The sequence below is a fragment of the Ruegeria sp. CDSA236 genome (assembly GCF_059611285.1).
In genome coordinates this window covers 455,994-471,016 of record NZ_JBXWPG010000001.1, presented here as the reverse complement: position 1 = coordinate 471,016, position 15,023 = coordinate 455,994, and the positions used below count along the sequence as shown (strand labels likewise).

The 15,023-nt window shown below is 56.5% G+C and carries 13 protein-coding genes; 7 read left to right on the top strand and 6 right to left on the bottom strand.

From position 1 onward, the window contains the following. The 3 genes from AC2FLB_RS02405 (at position 1) to AC2FLB_RS02395 (ending at position 2,991) form a co-directional block, all read left to right on the top strand. Positions 1-693, top strand: a complete 693-nt coding sequence (locus AC2FLB_RS02405; protein WP_496691084.1) for a M50 family metallopeptidase — start codon at positions 1-3, stop codon at positions 691-693. A gap of 94 nt (positions 694-787) precedes the next feature. Next, a complete protein-coding gene (locus AC2FLB_RS02400) occupies positions 788-2,182 on the top strand; it encodes an amidase (protein WP_496708545.1) in 1,395 nt (464 codons plus the stop codon). A 29-nt stretch (positions 2,183-2,211) separates the two neighbouring features. After that, the gene (locus tag AC2FLB_RS02395; RefSeq protein ID WP_281971948.1) at positions 2,212-2,991 is read left to right on the top strand and encodes a DUF2189 domain-containing protein; all 780 of its coding nucleotides are present in this window, start codon (positions 2,212-2,214) and stop codon (positions 2,989-2,991) included. 16 nt (positions 2,992-3,007) lie between these two features. On the opposite strand, the gene AC2FLB_RS02390 is transcribed toward AC2FLB_RS02395, so the two are convergent. The 4 genes from AC2FLB_RS02390 to AC2FLB_RS02375 form a co-directional block, all read right to left on the bottom strand. Beyond that, positions 3,008-3,712 carry a helix-turn-helix domain-containing protein gene (locus AC2FLB_RS02390; protein WP_281994994.1) on the bottom strand — a complete coding sequence of 235 codons (705 nt, stop codon included), beginning with the start codon at positions 3,710-3,712 and terminating at the stop codon, positions 3,008-3,010. 324 nt (positions 3,713-4,036) lie between these two features. Further along, positions 4,037-4,597, bottom strand: coding sequence for an acetolactate synthase small subunit (gene ilvN, locus AC2FLB_RS02385; RefSeq protein ID WP_142633282.1), 561 nt, complete (start codon positions 4,595-4,597; stop codon positions 4,037-4,039). A 6-nt stretch (positions 4,598-4,603) separates the two neighbouring features. Further along, a complete protein-coding gene (locus AC2FLB_RS02380) occupies positions 4,604-4,996 on the bottom strand; it encodes a hypothetical protein (RefSeq protein ID WP_496691088.1) in 393 nt (130 codons plus the stop codon). Between the two features lie 8 nt (positions 4,997-5,004). Beyond that, on the bottom strand, positions 5,005-6,756 hold the full coding sequence (locus tag AC2FLB_RS02375) for an acetolactate synthase 3 large subunit (protein WP_496691089.1): 1,752 nt from the start codon (positions 6,754-6,756) through the stop codon (positions 5,005-5,007). 422 nt (positions 6,757-7,178) lie between these two features. Here AC2FLB_RS02375 and AC2FLB_RS02370 point away from each other — a divergent pair, with 422 nt between their 5' ends. After that, the gene (locus tag AC2FLB_RS02370) at positions 7,179-8,024 is read left to right on the top strand and encodes a HalD/BesD family halogenase (protein WP_496708544.1); all 846 of its coding nucleotides are present in this window, start codon (positions 7,179-7,181) and stop codon (positions 8,022-8,024) included. Positions 8,025-8,102: 78 nt separating this feature from the next. On the opposite strand, the gene AC2FLB_RS02365 is transcribed toward AC2FLB_RS02370, so the two are convergent. Together AC2FLB_RS02365 and AC2FLB_RS02360 are read right to left on the bottom strand one after the other, a co-directional pair. Beyond that, complete coding sequence (locus AC2FLB_RS02365; RefSeq protein WP_142633290.1) at positions 8,103-8,750, bottom strand: response regulator transcription factor; 648 nt, start codon at positions 8,748-8,750, stop codon at positions 8,103-8,105. Next, complete coding sequence (locus tag AC2FLB_RS02360; protein WP_142633292.1) at positions 8,747-10,180, bottom strand: cache domain-containing protein; 1,434 nt, start codon at positions 10,178-10,180, stop codon at positions 8,747-8,749. The genes AC2FLB_RS02365 and AC2FLB_RS02360 overlap by 4 nt, the downstream gene beginning before the upstream one ends. Before the next feature lie 245 nt (positions 10,181-10,425). Between AC2FLB_RS02360 and AC2FLB_RS02355 the strand changes: the two genes are divergently transcribed. From AC2FLB_RS02355 to AC2FLB_RS02345, 3 genes are all read left to right on the top strand, one after another. Continuing rightward, positions 10,426-11,508, top strand: coding sequence for a TRAP transporter substrate-binding protein (locus AC2FLB_RS02355; RefSeq protein WP_142633295.1), 1,083 nt, complete (start codon positions 10,426-10,428; stop codon positions 11,506-11,508). 119 nt (positions 11,509-11,627) lie between these two features. After that, entirely contained in the window at positions 11,628-12,554 is a 927-nt protein-coding gene (locus AC2FLB_RS02350; protein ID WP_496691092.1) for a TRAP transporter small permease subunit, read from the top strand. A gap of 17 nt (positions 12,555-12,571) precedes the next feature. Beyond that, positions 12,572-14,926 (top strand): TRAP transporter large permease, encoded by a 2,355-nt coding sequence (locus AC2FLB_RS02345; RefSeq protein ID WP_496700511.1) that lies wholly within the window; start codon positions 12,572-12,574, stop codon positions 14,924-14,926. Positions 14,927-15,023 lie beyond the last annotated feature (97 nt).

Below are 15,023 nucleotides of genomic sequence, written 5' to 3'. Positions count from 1 at the left end.
ATGCCCATGATGAAGCTGATCAAAGGACATTGGCAACTGATTGCGCTTGTCGCTTTGGTGTTTGTGTTCTGGTCTACGCCGGTTGTGGTGCCTCTGAAGATACTCATCGTTTTCCTACACGAGCTGTCGCACGCGATAACCGTCGTCCTAACCGGTGGTTCGGTCGAGAGCTTCTCGATCTCACCGCAGCAGGGTGGTCTTGTCACAGCGCGTGGTGGGCAAAGGTTCTTCAGCCTGTCCGCCGGTTATCTCGGGTCGCTGGCGCTAGGGATGGGGTTGTTGCTGATTGCATTGCGCACGCATTGGGACCGGGCGGTGCTGGGTGGATTTGGCGGAGTGATGCTGTTGGTAACAGCGCTTTATGTCCGCGATCCCTTTGCCATGGCGTTTTGTGCAGGTGTTGGGGCGGTAATGATCGGCATGGCGTTCTATCTAAGTCGGCCGATCTGTGATCTGGCTTTACGCGTGATCGGGCTGACCAGCGTGATCTATGTGCCTTATGATATCTTTGATGACACGATCCGGCGCTCGGGTGTCCGCTCGGATGCCTACATGCTGGCCCAAGAATTCGGCGGCACAACCATGATGTGGGGCGGGATCTGGCTTGTGTTAAGCGTCCTTTCCATCCTATTGTGCGTAAAACACTTTCTTGGGCACGACAGCAATTTGCATTTTGAGTCTCGATCCAAGTGACCTCGGGTGGTCTTTGGTAAAAAGATGCATTCAAACTGAGGGTTTAAATGAGGATACGCTCCGGCTAGGCTGACCAAAAAGGTGGAGCCCAGGGATGGATCTAGGCCAAATAACAGCTGCCGAATTGTTGAGCGCATTGTCCTCTGGTCGTTTATCGGCGGCTGAGCTGATGCAACTGACGCTAGAGCGGATCGGCGCAGTGAACGAGCGCCTGAATGCAATCGTGGCGATGCGTGATCCTGATGATTTGATGGCCGAGGCCCGTGCTGTTGATGCCAGACCAAACCGTGGTCCGCTGCATGGTCTGCCGATTGCCGTCAAAGACTTGGTGAATGTTGCGGGCGTCGTTTCGTCCCAAGGATCACCAATCCTGAATGGGTTCATTCCGGAAACAGACGATCTGTTAGCCCAGCGGATGAAAGAGGCCGGGGCAATCCTGATCGGTAAAACCAATACTCCGGAATTCGGATTGGGCTCACATACGTTCAACCCTGTATATGGCGTCACATGCAACCCATATGACCCCGAGCGTACCTGCGGCGGTTCATCCGGTGGGGCTGCAGTCGCGCTGGCGTCTGGCATGGTGGCGCTGGCCGATGGGTCTGACATGATGGGCAGCCTGCGCAACCCTGCGGCATGGAACAACGTCTATGGCTTCAGGCCCAGTTGGGGGCGGGTGCCAAACGAACCCGACGGTGACGGGTACTTGCACCAGCTTTCTACATTGGGCCCGATGGCGCGGAGCCCCGAAGATATTGGTCTATTGCTTGATGTGATCAGCGGCACTCATCCGTCCCAACCTTTGGGCCATCCGGGGGAAAGCGTGTCTCCGGTCCAACCCGCAGACCTGACCGGAATGCGTATCGGGTGGTTGGATGACTGGGGCGGAGCCTTTCCATTCGAACCTGGTATCCGCGAGATTTGCCGTGACGCGCTCGAGGTGTTCACTCAACTCGGGGCCAAGGTCGAACCCCTCGCACCACCCTTTGACGCAGACCAGATGTGGAAAAGCTGGATTACATTGCGTTCGTGGAGCGTGGCCGCCGGTCTTGCGTCTCTGACAGAACACCGCGCGTCACTGAAGGATACTGCGCAATGGGAACTGGACCGTGGTCTGGCGCTGACAGCGATGCAGGTCCATCGTGCCAGTGTTGTGCGAACCGAGTGGTTCCGACGTGCGACCGAAGTTTTCCAGGACTATGATGCGCTTATCCTGCCGTCGGCCCAGGTCTGGCCATTCGACTTGCAGCTTGCATTTCCCACCGAAATCAACGGCACCCGGATGGATACCTATCACCGTTGGATGCAGGTCGTGGTGCCGGTCAGCCTGATCGGACTGCCTTGCCTCTCGGTTCCTGTTGGATTTGGATCCGAAGGCTTGCCGATGGGGATGCAGATCTTTGGGCCGCGCGGAGCGGATTCTCGCATTTTGTCCATCGGATCTGCATATCATTCTGCCACCAGTTGGCCGCAAAAACGACCCGCCTGAAAATCGACCGGATACGAAGGATAAAAGCCATGGACAAACAGTTTGGTGTTCCGAACATGGGGCGGGTAGATGTCGAAATGCTGCACGAGGCCCTAAGGCGAGGCTGGAGCGATTTTCGCCGCGCTCCGCTCTTTGGGCTGCTCTTTTCCGGGTTCTATGTTTTGATGGGTTGGCTGATGGTTTGGGTCACTCTCACGACCGGAACGACCTATTGGCTGATTTTGGCCGCAATCGGTTTCCCGATGCTGGGCCCCTTTGCCATGGTGGGGCTGTATGAGGTATCGCGGCGCATTCAAGAGGGTGAAGGTTTGGATTCTCGGGCCATATTTGGCGTAATCCTGGGTCAAAGCCGCCGTCAGTTGCCTTCGATCTGCGCCATCATCGTTGTGATGTTTCTGTTCTGGTTCTTTCTTGGCCACATGATCTTTGCCCTTTTTATGGGGCTATCGACCATGACCAATGTGTCTTCGTCCCTTGAGGTGTTCCTTACATCAAACGGGTTGACGATGTTGGCGGTTGGAACAGCTGTTGGCGCGATTTTTGTGACCATCCTCTACATGATCACGGTGCTTTCAATTCCGATGCTTTTGGACCGAGAGCTGGATTTTGTGACCGCAATGATTGCCAGCTATAGCTATGTGGCCGCAAACCGCAGATTGATGCTGGGGTGGGGCGCGCTGATTGCGGTTCTGACGTTTGCCGCAATGATCCCCTGGTTTTTCGGCTTGTTGATCGTACTGCCGCTATTGGGGCACGCCAGTTGGCACCTATACTGGCTGATCTCTCAGGGCGGGGAAATCGCGGGTTAACACGCCAGGATCGTTGTCAAGCGCGGGCCATGGCTTCTGGTCGGCGTGCAATGCGCGCGGCGGCCAGGACTGTCGAGGTGTCGTCCCCTAAATGTCTGAGCAATATCCGCCGTGTCGTCGTTGCAGTAGCTGTAGTTTTTGACAGGCAAATTGCGACACCGCGCCAACAGTTTGTTTGATTTTCAATTCCACGTGTCACCAGATAGATCCTGCTTTTCTGAGACGCACGACAGGACATGAGCATATAAATCTGCCGCCCGGCACAAGCCACAATACCCTGTACTTCGCGCTCTGCGACTGATGCTCCGGGTGTCTCGGAAATTGGTTCAAACCCTCTAACCAAAGTACATTGCGGTAACCTTCTGGCGTGAAAAAGCCTGTGTCTCAGGGGTTTTGTGCCATCAAGTTCTGTCTCGGTCGCATAATAGAACCCGCCGGGAAACAGAATTTCAGTCAGGGTGGCTGGGGTGGATCCCAGAAACTCGGTCAGGGCGACGGCAGCCGGGTGCTTGGACGGTTGGTCAATCTGATCCAAGGGATGGAGCAAAATCCGAGCATCAACATCAAAAAAGCGGCATATTCGGTCAAGGACATCGGGTCGGGGAAAGCTTTCGCCGCCAAGATAGCGATTGAACTGAGTTCGGTTCACTCCAAGCTGGCGGCACAGCTCGGAAACTGAATTATATTGTCCAGCAAGAGTTCGCAGATTGGCGCCGAACATCCTGCGTAGGTCGTCGGGGCTGCGGCTGTCGTTCGTCATTTTCGTCCCGGTACTTGTGTGTATTCCGAATAACCGCGACACAACTGGCCAACAAACCAGGCGCTGTCTGAAATCGTACAGATGACCCAGCGGACGCATCCCAACGCCGCGCTACCCTTGAAGGCTAACGCGATGATGCACAGACGCAATAGGTTAATTCTGATTTAGCTTAAACTTTTTAGGCAAATGTGACGTTGATGTTCACGTTTGGCGTATTGTGATCTTGCAAATTGGGTATTGCCGATACCCCGCCGCCAACTGGATGCGCCGGCGGGGCAGTTTTGGTCAATCGCCGCGCAACAGGGCTGCAACGCCGGTCCGGGCGATTTCGATCAGACCCAGTGGGCGCATGAGATCGGCAAAGGCGTCGATCTTGTCAGGTGCGCCAGTGATCTCAAAAATGAACGAATTCAACGTGCTGTCCACGACATTGGCACGGAAAATATCGGCCAGACGCAGCGCCTCGACCCGCTTGTCGCCGTCGCCGACCACCTTGATGATGGCCAATTCCCGCTCGACCGACGCGCCTTCGACCGTCAGGTCATGCACGTCGCGTACCGATACGATCCGGCCCAGCTGCGCCTTGATCTGTTCGATCACCTGCGGTGTGCCGGTGGTGACGATGGTGATGCGACTGAGGTGGCCGGTATGATCAACCTCGGCCACGGTCAGGCTTTCGATGTTATAACCACGGCCCGAGAACAGGCCGATGACGCGGGCTAGAACCCCCGGTTCATTCTCGACCAGAACTGCGATGGTATGGCGTTCCTGTACGTCGGAAAACGTGGGTCGTAGGTTATAGGCCGAATGGCGGGTGGAGCCTTTTTTGATATGTAGGGCAGACATGCTGAGCTAGTCCTCTTCGTAGCGAAGGTTCGATACACCTTCGGCATTCTCCAGAATTTTCCAAATTGCGCCACGCAATGCATCCACCTTGGGGGCTGCGTGGTATTTCTTGAACATCTTTCTCACATGCTCGGTCTTTGGTGAGAACTGAACCAGATGGCCATCACCATAGTTTGAGCAGCCGAAAACCAGGGCAAACGGCTCGTCGTGATCAATTTCGTGATACCATCCCCAGTCCTCGGCACAGGCGAAGGAAACCTCAAACCCGGATGCGGCAAGCTCTTTACTCAGAAAGATGCTGAGTTCCTTGCCAAACACATCCGGATTGATGAAATCATCAGCTTCTTCGTTCAACTCGTCCGGGGTAGGCTGGAAGCGCGTTGCGTCAAAACTGATCATCTGCGCTGTCATACCAGTACCGAACCTTTGCTATCTATCACGCCCTGCGTCTCGGCCTCGCCCAGCAGCATCTCGTTGTGGGCCTTGCCCGACGGGATCATGGGGAAGCAGTTCTCGTGCTTTTCGACCAGACAGTCGAAGATCACGGGGCCGTCATAGTTGATCATCTCCATGATCGCATCGTCCAGATCGGCGGGGTCAGAACACAAGATACCCTTGGCGCCAAACGCCTCGGCGAGCTTGACGAAATCAGGCAGCGCTTCGGACCAGGAATGCGAATACCGTTCGCCATGCAGCAGTTCCTGCCACTGGCGCACCATGCCCAAGCGTTCGTTGTTCAGGATGAACTGCTTCACCGGCAGGCGATACTGCGTAGCGGTGCCCATTTCCTGCATGTTCATCAGCCACGAGGCCTCACCAGCCACGTTGATCACCAGCGCGTCGGGATGTGCCATCTGAACACCGATCGAGGCCGGGAATCCGTAACCCATCGTGCCCAGACCACCTGAGGTCATCCAGCGGTTGGGATCTTCGAAGCCAAGGTATTGAGCGGCCCACATCTGGTGTTGGCCAACCTCGGTCGTGATGTAACGGTTATGTTTTTTGGTCAGTTCTTCAAGGCGTTGCAGCGCGTATTGCGGTTTGATGGTCTTTTCGCTGTTGGTATAGGCCAGGCAGTTCACCTTGCGCCATTCGCCGATCTGTTCCTGCCATTTCGCAATAGCTGCGGTGTTGGTCTTGCGACCGCGCGATTTCCAGACCTTGAGGATGTCCTCAAGCACGTGGGCCACATCGCCAACAATCGGGATATCAACGCGGATCACCTTGTTGATCGAAGACGGGTCGATGTCGATATGCGCTTTTTTGGAATCGGGCGAGAACGCGTCGATCCGTCCAGTGATGCGGTCATCAAAACGAGCGCCGATATTGATCATCAGATCGCAATCATGCATCGCCAGATTGGCCTCATACAACCCGTGCATGCCCAGCATGCCCAGCCAATTCCTGCCAGACGCCGGATAGGCGCCCAGACCCATCAAGGTCGAAGTGATCGGGAAATCTGTTGCGTCTACCAGTTCCCGCAGCAATTGGCTGGCTGCCGGGCCCGAATTGATGACGCCGCCACCAGTGTAAAACACTGGCTTTTTCGCGGTTTCAATCGCAGCAACCAACTCGGTGATCTCTTCCAGATCGCCTTTCAGAACAGGTTGATAGTGTGAGGTAGATGGTTTCGGTGCGCTGTATTCTCCGGACGCAAACTGAACGTCCTTGGGAATGTCGATCAGGACCGGGCCAGGACGGCCCGAGGTGGCGACATGGAACGCCTCGTGCAGGGTATCGGACAGCGAATTCGTGTCCTTTACCAGCCAGTTATGTTTGGTGCAGGGGCGGGTGATGCCAATAGTATCAGCCTCCTGAAAGGCGTCCGAGCCGATCATGAAGGTCGGAACCTGTCCGGTCAGAACAACAATCGGGATCGAGTCCAGAAGCGCATCGGTCAGCCCGGTCACCGCATTGGTAGCGCCGGGGCCCGAGGTCACAAGCGCAACGCCGGGCTTGCCGGTCGAGCGGGCATAGCCTTCGGCGGCGTGAACCGCACCCTGTTCGTGACGCACCAGAATGTGGCGAATGTCGTTTTGCAGAAAGATCTCGTCATAGATCGGTAGCACGGCGCCGCCGGGGTATCCGAATACCGTGTCCACACCCTGATCCTTGAGGGCCTGAACTACCATCTTTGCGCCGGTCATCTCACGTGTCATCTGCTTTGCTCCATTGGCGACATGTGTCTTGCGTTTCGCATAAAAAAAGCCCCCGAGATTTTCGGAGGCGCATGGGTTCGATTATGGTTTACCGTTACCGGCCCATGCGCGTGGTTCCTACGATTACGACTAGCGTTCTCATCGCCAGAGGCTCCTTTTTGCGTGGGTTGGACATTATGGGCGGTGGAAAGGGGCGTCAACAGGCAATTGCACCAATTTTCTAACTTCTGGGTGGTATTTTGCGACATTTTATTGCGCATTTTGACGCATGTTCGGAACTTTCGGGATTTTCGCCCCTTTGCAATGCTTGGTGAGTGGCACGGAAGTGTCGAAATGCGTCATGCCGATGTCCGAAACGGGCATGATCGTGATTTTAGGCTGAGTCACGCTGGACTTAATTGCAGTGGCGAGGGAGGCCGAACATGTTGCAGGATCTGGTTGATCTCGGGCGATACCCGATAGACCGCCCCGGTTCATGGGCATATGAGCAGCTGATAGGTGATCTGAGGCGCGAGCTGGATCGGGACGGCTGTGCTGTTCTTCCAAGTTTCGTACACGAGGATGGCGTGGCGCGTTTGCTGAAAGAAGCCGATAAGACTGCCGTAGGTGCACATAGGTCATTTAGCCGAACGAATGCGTATTTCACCAAAGACGACCCGGCATTGGCGCCAAGCCATCCGGTGCGTCGATTTTATGATCGGTCGAATGCCCTTGTGCCAGCGGACAGTTTTTCCAAATCCGGACCGCTGCGACGTATTTATGAGTTCGCTGGTTTTTTACCTTTCATTCGAACGGCATTGAACGAGTCCGAAGACCGGTTCTTTCGCTACGATGATCCTTTGGCTGATGTCATCATCAACGTGGTCGAAGAAGGGCAGGGGTTTCCCTGGCATTTTGACACCAACAACTACACCGTGACGCTGGCCATTCAGAATGGAGAATTCGGTGGTGAATTCGAATATGCCCCCAACCTGCGAAGCGCCGAGGATGAGAATTTCGCGGCTGTTTCTGCAGTACTGGACGGTGATCGGAAACGGGTGCACCAGTTGGTGTTGAACCCAGGGGATCTGCAGATTTTCAAAGGGCGCTATTCCTTGCACCGGGTCGCTCCCGTGAAAGGAGAGCGCAGACGATATGTCGGGATCTTTTCTTTTGTCGAAACCGAAGGCATGTGCGGTGGGGTGGAACGGACCCGTCAGTTATATGGGCGTGTTCTTCAGCATCACCATGACAAGGAAGGAGTCCGGCGTGACGCCCTTCTGGATTGACGGTAACTAAGAGTGCTCTCGCCCGTTGCCCGCCTGCCTGCGGAGGCTAGGCCGAGCAGCGCGTGCCGCGCTACGGGATCAGAACCCTGGGCTGGTGCCCTGTAGAACGCCGTGCTCCAGCGCATAGCGGGTCAGGCCGGCAGTTGAGGATATGCCCAATTTTCGTTTGATGTTCTTGCGATGGGTCTCGACCGTTCGCACTGAGATATCAAGGGTTTGGGCGACTTCTTTGTTCGACTTACCCTGTGCCAGCTCCAACAGGATCGTCTGTTCGCGCCCGGTCAAAGCCTCGCGCGTTGTGTCGCCTTTGGGTTTGAGGGAACCGCTTGCGCCCGTGCACAAGTATTGTTCACCCCGCATGACGGCGTCGATGGCCTTTTTGATTTCATCCGTTGGGACGTCCTTGAGCACGTACCCTTTTGCACCGTGGCTGAGAGCAGTCGAAATATATTCGGGGCTGTCATGCATGGACAGGATCAGAATGCAGGTGTCCGGTATGCGTTCAAGGATGATCTCGGTTGCGCTCAGGCCACTTAGCCCGGGCATGTTCAGGTCCATCAGGATGACGTCAGGCTTCAGATCGGCAACCTGGTCAACCGCTTTCTTTCCGCTGCTGAGTGTCCCGACCACGGTGATGTCGTCATAGCTTTCGAGGATCGACTGGATCCCCTCGGCCACCATTGGATGATCGTCGACAATCAGGACCCGGATCGTCTGGTCGCTCATGTACCGGCCTTTCGGTTCGGAGTTGCGTCTTCCTGTGGCGGCAACAGGTGGCTGAGGGGAAGGCTGACCTCGATCACTGTGCCGCTGCGGTGGCCGCGTGATGACAGAATACGCAGCGATCCGTCAAGTTGCTCGATCCGTTCCTGCATATTGCGCAACCCAATCCCGGTACTGCCCCGACCCGGAGAGTTCCGCAAACCGCGGCCATTGTCGGTTATTCGCATGGTTGCGCCTTTCTTGTGCCCGCGCAGATCAATGGTGACATGGGTGGCACCGGAATGGCGTTCGATATTGGTCAGGGCCTCTTGGGCGATGCGGTAGAGGGCGATCTTGCTATCCTGATCCAGCCGGTTGCGGAAAACAACGGTCGAGAAATCGGTCTCGATCCCGGTTCTCTCGCGGAAATCATCTGTCAGAGCCTCAAGCGCGGGGCCGAGGCCCAAATCGTCCAGCACGCCTGGGCGCAAGTCGCGACTGATGCGGCGGACCTCGCTGATGGCGGTTCCCAGATGCTCGATCCCCTTGTCCAGTGGATCATGCGCGCCCACATCATCGCCGCGCGACAGGCGACGGCGGGCGTTGTCCAACGCAAAGCGCACGCCCACAAGGATCTGGCTGATCCCGTCATGAAGCTCGCGTGCCACACGGCCGCGCTCTTCCTCTTGTGCGTCGAACACCCGTTGGGTCAGCTGTTTCAGCTTGGCATCGGCCAGACGTCTTTCGCGGATGTTCAACAGCATGCCCGAGGCAAAGACGATCAGAACAGCGGCCAGAACAATGGCGCCGATATACATAAAGGTACGCTGCACGCGCGCTTCAACCTCGGCCCGGGCGCTGGCAACGGCGGCAACGATGTCGTCGATGAACACGCCGGTGCCCACAACCCAGCGCCAATCCTGAAGGCCGACGACATAGGCGATCATCTGCGCTTCTTCCCCGGTCGAGGGCTTTTGCCACATAAAGCTGTGCCAACCCGCACCCTGACGAGCAAGGCGAATGAACTCATTCACCACCGGTGTGCCGTCGCTGTCGGTCAGACCCTCCCAATTTCGGTTGATGAACTCAGTCTGACGGGGGCTGACCAGATTGGTGCCGTCATAGTCATAGACGAAAAAGAACCCGTCCTGCCCATAGATCATGGCCGACAGGATTTGCGCGACCTGAGTTTTGGCGGCGGTGTCATCCGGAGCCGCGCGCCCGTAGATATAGGCAAACCCATTGCGCGCCTGAGTCACATAGTTGCGCAGCTCTTCCTTCTTGGCCTGAATCAAAGAGCGTTCCAGTGCTTCAATTTCGCGCTCGGCAGTGGCGCGCGCCTCATAGGCAACCATCACCGCAATCGCGGCCACCGCCACGACCAGCGGGATCGCCGCCACCAGCGACAGCTTTTGAGCATAGGTCAACGAGACCAGTTGTCGAAGTCTTTGCATGGACGAATCGATACGCAAGCCACAGCAAAATTGCAAAAAGATTGGGCGTCTGGCGGGAAAACGGCACCAAAAATCCCTGTTTTGCTATGATTGGATCGTTATTGCCTGTGCAATTCGCGCAGAAAGCCGCGTTTCTACGCAGTAGTAGGTATTCCCTTTCACTTCCTTGTGACTAGTCTTGCCGCTGTTGAATACGACAGGCCCGGACAATCCGGGTCATGATTATGAAGGGGAGGATCACTCATATGGACCGTCGTTCATTTCTGAAAACATCCGCACTGGGCGGCTCGGCTGCTGCAGCGACCACGCTGGCGGCACCGGCCTATGCACAGGGCAAGCGCACGCTGACCATGGTCACATCCTGGGGCCGTGGCCTTGCAGGTGTGTTCGACAGCGCGCAGCGTTGCGCCGACAGCATCACCACCATGTCGGACGGCAACCTGAACGTTGAGATCAAAGCAGCCGGTGAGCTGGTTGGCGCGTTCGAAGTGTTTGACGCGGTATCATCCGGTCAGGCCGATATGTACCACGCGGCAGACTATTATTTTGTGGGTCAGCATCCGGGCTATGCATTCTTTACCGCTGTTCCGTTTGGTATGACCGCCCAGGAACTGGTGAACTGGTACTACCATGCCGGTGGTATGGAGCTGCATGACGAGCTGGGCGAAATCTTTGGCCTGAAATCCTTCCTGGCTGGTAACACCGGTGCGCAGGCGGGTGGCTGGTATTCGAAAGAGATCAACAGCCCCGAAGATTTCAACGGCCTGAAGTTCCGCATGCCGGGGCTGGGCGGTAAAGCTCTGGGTAAACTGGGCGCATCCGTACAGAACATTCCGGGCTCCGAAGTGTATCAGGCGCTGTCATCCGGCGCGATCGACGGAACCGAGTGGATCGGTCCGTGGGCTGACGAAAAAGCCGGTTTCCAGGAAATCACCAAGACATACTATACCGCGGGCTTCCATGAGCCGGGTGCGGGTCTTTCGCTGGCAACCAACCGCGAGGTCTATGACAGCCTGTCTGCCTCGCAGCAGAAGATCATCGAGATCGCCGCAGGTGAATGCCATCAGTGGAACCTGGCGCAATTCCTGGCCAACAACGGCGCGGCGCTGCAGCGTCTGCAGGCAGGTGGCGTCAAGGTCATGGAGTTCCCGGACAGCGTTTGGGACGCGTTTGGTGCCGCAAGCCAGGAAGTCCTGGACGAGAACATGGGCGACGAGCTGTTCAAGCGCATCCACGACAGCGCGATGGAATCCATGGCCGCGTCTTCGGCCTGGAACAATCTGTCGTCGGGTGTCTACACCTCGCAGCGCGACCGCGTTCGCGGCTAAGTCACTTCGATCTTTGAAATCGGTTCCCCCGCATGTCGGGGGAGCCTTTCCCGTTGCGCATCTGACGGTCGGACAAACTGTAACTCTCAAATGTGCAACTGACGCGACCTGGGGACAACATGCAGGACGAAAACGGTATCTCGTTCTTCGGCGCCCTGTGGAATGGACTGATATGGTTCATTCAGAGCATTGCCGAAGCCTTCATTAATTTCGGATACGCCATCACGCATCCGCAACTCTGGCTGGACTGGTCGGACAAAGAAGCAGTCATGCGCTTTGTCTATTACGGCGGGTCGGTCGAGTTCTTCTTTGTGGTTTTCACGCTGTTTCTGGTGTTGACGGCCATTGGTCTGTACTACCGCAATTTCATGTGGGCGATGGTGCGCGGGCTTGAAGGCTTTGCCAACACGACGGGGCGTTTCTTCGCCTGGGCAGGCCTCTTGATGGTGGTTCAGCAGATCATCATCGTGTTCATGCAGCGGGTCTTTACCCGCCCGGATATGTCCTTTGGGCTGGGTATCCCGTTTCAGATGGATATCAGCTGGTTCGCGGAAGAGCTGAAGCTTTATAACGCCATGGTCGTGTGCCTCTGCTGTACTTACACATTTGTGCAGGGCGGCCATGTCCGCGTTGACCTGATCTATGCCGGCATCAGCCACCGCGCCAAACGTGTGGTCGACATGTGTGGTGCTGTACTGTTCATGATGCCGATGGCGGTGCTGACCTGGATGTATGGCTGGTACTTCATGTGGCGGCATCTGATCGTGCCGAAGCCCTCGGCCAGTGATACTTTGGACCGGCTGGTGGCCAAGTCCCGCGCGCTGCGCTGGAACGTGGAAACCATCGGGTTCAGCCCCAACGGATTCAACGGCTATTTCCTGTTCAAGATCCTACTAATCGCCTTCGCAGCGATGGTGTTCTTGCACGCGATTGCATTCCTGTACCGCTCGTATCTGGAATATGTGGAAGGCCCGGAAAGTGTTGGAAAATACCTCGACAAGGACAGCCTTGGCGAGGGTGAAGAAGCCTACGAAGGCGCGCATTAGGGACGGAGAACCAGACAATGCTATTCGGACTTGATGGCGTCGAGATAGGCCTCATTATCGTATTTTTCTGCCTCTTCGGAGGTATTCTATCCGGTTTTCCGGTGGCCTTCGCCATCGGCGGGGCAGGAGTGATCTCATTCGGCATCATCGCCGCATTGGACAGCGCAGGTTTGCTGATTCACCAGGCGATCGACACCGGCTCTGCGGCGTATCAGGATCTGGTCAGCACGGGGGTTAAACCCGATACCATATCAGTGTTCCGCTTCCCGGACTTACCAAGGATTGCCGAGCCTGTTTTTGTCTCGGGCTGGGAAACCGCTCTGGACCGCAACGTGTCGTTCATCGTGAACCGCATGAACGAGCGTGTTCTGGCCGGTCAGTCCATTGAAACCCTTCTGGCGGTTTTGATGTTCGTGCTGATGGGCATCACGCTTGAACGGTCGAAGATCGCCAATGATCTGCTGACCACAATGGCGCGCGTCTTTGGACCGTTGCCGGGTGGTCTGGCCGTTTCGATTGTGGTCGTGGGGGCGTTTCTTGCGGCCTCAACCGGGATCGTGGGCGCGACCGTTGTAACCATGGGCTTGCTGGCGCTGCCAACCATGCTGCGCAACAACTATTCGCCTGAATTGGCGACGGGTGTCATTGCGGCTTCAGGTACGCTGGGGCAGATCATCCCGCCCTCGATCGTGATTGTTCTGCTGGGAACGCTGGCCGGTGACTTGTATTCGACGGCTCAAGAGACCCGCGCGGTTGACGCAGGATGCACGGACGCACTGACCTATCTGGGTGAGCCTGCGGTTGTCTCGGTCGGTACTTTGTTCCAGGCCGCCTTGCTGCCAGGGATCATGTTGGCGCTGCTATATGCGCTTTATGCCTTTGGCTATGCGCTGCTCAATCCGCATAAGGCGCCTGCGGTGCCCATGACCGGCGGCAGCGGAGAGCCCATTACCCGTTCAGAAGGTTTCACCTGGTTGCTGGGTGCGCCTGTCGCGCTGATCGTGGGTACAGTTCTACTGGGCAATCTGGGGGTTATCGGCAGCCAGAACGTCTCGGTCTCGGCCTTCTCCGATATCGGGCAGGGCGCATCGCTGCGGACCAACGTTTCCGAAACCTGCAAAGCCTCGATGATCGAGCTGCATGGTCAATCCGCTTGGGATCAGGCCGTGGCCGAGCAAACGGCCATTGATGACGCAGGTGGTGCCGCAGAATCAACTCGTCTGACCGAGGAAGAGCTTGCCACCGCGCAGCAGGAGAAGATTGCCAACGCCGCTCCGATTGGAACGGGTGTTGCGGTGATGGTTCTGTTGCTGGGTCTGACCATTGTGATGGGTCGGGGCATCGCGCCGTCTCGGTCGCCGCAGCCGCTGATCCTTGGGGCCATTGGTCTGATCCTGATGTTGCTTGTCGATATTCTGTTCGTGTCGCCAACAACGTCGTCAGGGTTGACCTTTGTGATGCTGGCGTTGCCCTTTGCCTTGGCCATCTATGGCTGCAAAGAGGCTGCGGCGCGCTGTGCCACCAATGATCTGATCCGGGTGGTCTTTCCACCGCTGGTTCTGATCATCGCGGTGCTGGGGTCGATCCTGGGTGGGGTGACCAACCCAACACCGGCGGCGGCTTTGGGCGCAGGTGGTGCGATCATGCTGGCGGCCTATCGCAAGCTGCAAGATCAGGAGCGGTCTGGCAAGGTCATCATCTGGGCCACCTTCGCCGTGGTCATTGCCCTGTTGATGGGGGTCAATTTTGATCTGCGCATCAATCAGAGCAGCGCCTCGGCCGAAACCTGGATTGCCTTCATCATAGCCTATGCGGCCTATCTGTATGCCCTGTTCGGTTTGCTGTTCGGCTGCTGGGTTCTGTATTCCAGCGGCGTGCTGACCCCGGTGGTGCGGGAAACCGCCAAGGTGACCTCAATGGTGTTCACCATTTTGATCGGGTCTCAGTTGCTGAACCTTGTGGTGATCTCGTTTGGCGGTGAGCATTATATCCAGCAGTTCCTCAAGAGCTTTGACAATGAATTCACGGTCTTCCTGATCGTGATGCTGGTGCTGTTCTTCCTTGGGTTCGTACTGGATTTCCTGGAAATCATCTACATCGTGATCCCGATTGTAGGCCCGGTAATCTATGGCGGGTCTTTTGATCCGAAATGGGTGACGATCATGGTGGCGGTGAACCTGCAGACCTCGTTCCTGACGCCACCTTTTGGATTTGCGCTGTTCTATCTGCGCGGGGTCGCGCCGAAAGAAGTGACCACCGGCCACATCTATCGTGGGATTGTACCGTTTGTGCTGATCCAGGTGGTAGGTATCGGAATCCTTTGGTTCTTCCCTGCGATTGTGACCATCGTGCCGGATCTGATCCCGAACTGATCGAAGTTAGGTGTTTAAAGGAAAAGGGGGCCTGCGGGCCCCCTTTGCTTTGTTGGTAGGTAAAAGGGGCCAGCCCCTTCTTGGCCTGTGGCCAATT

Bases quoted from the DNA above. Each gene is read 5' to 3' on its own strand.
- AC2FLB_RS02395 (WP_281971948.1), top strand. From the start codon at position 2,212: ATGGACAAACAGTTTGGTGTTCCGAACATGGGGCGGGTAGATGTCGAA.
- AC2FLB_RS02375 (WP_496691089.1), bottom strand. From the start codon at position 6,756: ATGACACGTGAGATGACCGGCGCAAAGATGGTAGTTCAGGCCCTCAAG.
- AC2FLB_RS02400 (WP_496708545.1), top strand. From the start codon at position 788: ATGGATCTAGGCCAAATAACAGCTGCCGAATTGTTGAGCGCATTGTCC.
- AC2FLB_RS02360 (WP_142633292.1), bottom strand. From the start codon at position 10,180: ATGCAAAGACTTCGACAACTGGTCTCGTTGACCTATGCTCAAAAGCTG.
- AC2FLB_RS02390 (WP_281994994.1), bottom strand. From the start codon at position 3,712: ATGTTCGGCGCCAATCTGCGAACTCTTGCTGGACAATATAATTCAGTT.
- ilvN (WP_142633282.1), bottom strand. From the start codon at position 4,597: ATGTCTGCCCTACATATCAAAAAAGGCTCCACCCGCCATTCGGCCTAT.
- AC2FLB_RS02350 (WP_496691092.1), top strand. From the start codon at position 11,628: ATGCAGGACGAAAACGGTATCTCGTTCTTCGGCGCCCTGTGGAATGGA.
- AC2FLB_RS02380 (WP_496691088.1), bottom strand. From the start codon at position 4,996: ATGATCAGTTTTGACGCAACGCGCTTCCAGCCTACCCCGGACGAGTTG.
- AC2FLB_RS02345 (WP_496700511.1), top strand. From the start codon at position 12,572: ATGCTATTCGGACTTGATGGCGTCGAGATAGGCCTCATTATCGTATTT.
- AC2FLB_RS02365 (WP_142633290.1), bottom strand. From the start codon at position 8,750: ATGAGCGACCAGACGATCCGGGTCCTGATTGTCGACGATCATCCAATG.
- AC2FLB_RS02405 (WP_496691084.1), top strand. From the start codon at position 1: ATGCCCATGATGAAGCTGATCAAAGGACATTGGCAACTGATTGCGCTT.
- AC2FLB_RS02355 (WP_142633295.1), top strand. From the start codon at position 10,426: ATGGACCGTCGTTCATTTCTGAAAACATCCGCACTGGGCGGCTCGGCT.
- AC2FLB_RS02370 (WP_496708544.1), top strand. From the start codon at position 7,179: ATGTTGCAGGATCTGGTTGATCTCGGGCGATACCCGATAGACCGCCCC.